Annotated in this window: 2 protein-coding genes; both read left to right on the top strand. The window is 72.3% G+C overall.

Annotated features, from left to right (window positions below; genetic code table 11):
* Positions 1-605, top strand: a 605-nt coding sequence (locus tag NON22_RS23545; RefSeq protein ID WP_257389421.1) for a DUF1501 domain-containing protein, incomplete at its 5' end; no start/stop codon positions are given.
* Positions 606-741: 136 nt separating this feature from the next.
* A complete protein-coding gene (locus tag NON22_RS23540) occupies positions 742-2,007 on the top strand; it encodes a TCR/Tet family MFS transporter (protein ID WP_257389420.1) in 1,266 nt (421 codons plus the stop codon).
* Positions 2,008-2,033 lie beyond the last annotated feature (26 nt).

Genomic DNA, 2,033 nt, shown 5'->3' with positions numbered 1-2,033 from the left:
CGCTCGCCGCGGCGCCGGCGTTCGACGGCGCATTTCCGCCGCCACCGGAGCCCGGCGACCCGGCGGCGGCGCGTTTCGCGTTCGCGCTCGGCAGCCAGCTGCGCCGCACCGCGCAGCTGATCGCCGTGCGCACGGCGCTGAGCCAGCGGCGGCAGATCTTCTTCTGCGCGCTCGGCGGCTTCGACACGCACGATGCGCAGAGCGCCGACCAGCCGCAGCTGCTGGCGGGCCTGGACCGCGCGCTGGCCGCGTTCCAGCGCACGCTGCAGGCCATGAATCTGCAGGACCAGGTCACGACGTTCACGGCCAGCGACTTCGGCCGCTCGATGACCAGCAACGGCGACGGCTCCGACCACGGCTGGGGCAACCATCTGTTCGTGCTCGGCGGCGCCGTGAACGGCCGGCGCGTCTACGGCGCGATACCGGACATGGCCGCGGGCAGCGCCGATTTCGCCGGCGACGGCAACCTGATCCCGCGCATCGCCGTGGACCAGTACGGCGCGACGCTCGCGCGCTGGTTCGGCGTGACCGATACGCAGTCGCTGGACACCTGCTTCCCGAACCTCGCGAACTTCACGCTGCGCGATCTGGGATTCCTCGGCTGAGCCCGCCTGGGCTACCTGGCATGAGCGGCGGCTCGCGGAAGGCAGCGCGCCCGGCCAACGCGCCCGCCGCGAAATCCGCAGGCGGGCCGGCCGCGCCTGCTAGACTGCGCGCCGCCGTAAATCCGCAGGAACCCCCGTGCACGCCCCCGCTTCTCCGCCGACTGCGCGCAAGGCCGCGCTGGCCTTCATTTTCGTCACGGTCCTGCTCGACATCCTCGCGTTCGGCGTCGTCATTCCGGTGCTGCCGCGGCTGATCAAGCAGATGGCCGGCGGCGACATGGTTTCCGCGGCGCATTGGGTCGGCGTCATTGCGACCGTGTTCGCGGTCGTGCAGTTCTTCTGCAACCCGATCCAGGGCGCGCTGTCCGACCGCTTCGGCCGGCGGCCGGTGATCCTGCTGTCCAATCTCGGCCTGGGCCTGGATTTCATCCTGATGGCCGTCGTGCAGACCTTGCCGTGGCTCGTCGTCGCGCGCGTGATCTCGGGCATGACCGCAGCGAGCTTCAGCACGGCCAACGCCTATCTCGCCGACGTCACGCCGCCGGACAAGCGCGCCGCCGCGTTCGGCGCGCTCGGCGCCGCGTTCGGCGTCGGCTTCGTGCTCGGTCCGGCGCTCGGCGGCACGCTCGGCGACATCGACCTGCGCCTGCCGTTCTGGCTCGCCGCCGGGCTCGCGCTCGCGAATTTCTGCTACGGCTTCTTCGTGCTGCCCGAGTCGCTGCCGCGCGAACGGCGCAGCGCGCGGTTCGACGCGCGCCGCGCGAATCCGGTCGGCGCACTGCTGCTGCTGCGCCGCTATCCGCAGGTCTATGCGCTCGCCGCCGTGGTGTTCCTGTCGCAGCTCGCGCACTACGTGCTCAACACCACGTTCGTGCTGTACGCGGACTACCGCTACGGCTGGGGACCGCAGGCGGTCGGCTTCACGCTGGGCTTCGTCGGCATCTGCAACGGCGTCGTGCAGGCGCTGCTGGTCGGCCGCATCGTGAGCCGGTTCGGCGAACGCCGCGCGATCTTCGCCGGGCTCACGTTCGGCGCGCTCGGCTTCGCCTGGCAGGGACTCGCGACGACGGGCTGGCTGTCGCTTGCGGCGATTCCGCTGCTCGCGCTGTGGGGCTGCGCCGGACCGGCGACCCAGGCCCTGGTCACGCGCCAGGTCGATCCCGGCGAACAGGGCCGGCTGCAGGGCGCGCTCGCCGGACTGACCAGCCTCGCCGGCATCCTCGGGCCGAGCCTGTACACGCAGATCTTCGGCTGGAGCATCGACAAGAATTCCCCGGTGCATCTGCCGGGCGCGGCGTTCCTGCTCGCGGCCTCGCTGCTGCTCGCCGCGCTCGTCGTGGCCTGGAAGGCGACGCGGCCGGCCGCCGACGCGGCGCCGGCCGCGGACGCGGCGGGTCCGTGAGGATTGCCGCGGCGGCGCTGGGCCTG

Origin of the sequence: Tahibacter caeni (genome assembly GCF_024609805.1) — a bacterium.
In the GTDB taxonomy this organism is placed as follows: domain Bacteria; phylum Pseudomonadota; class Gammaproteobacteria; order Xanthomonadales; family Rhodanobacteraceae; genus Tahibacter; species Tahibacter caeni.
The sequence above is the reverse complement of the archived record's forward strand: the minus strand, read 5'-3'. Positions and strand labels throughout refer to the sequence as shown.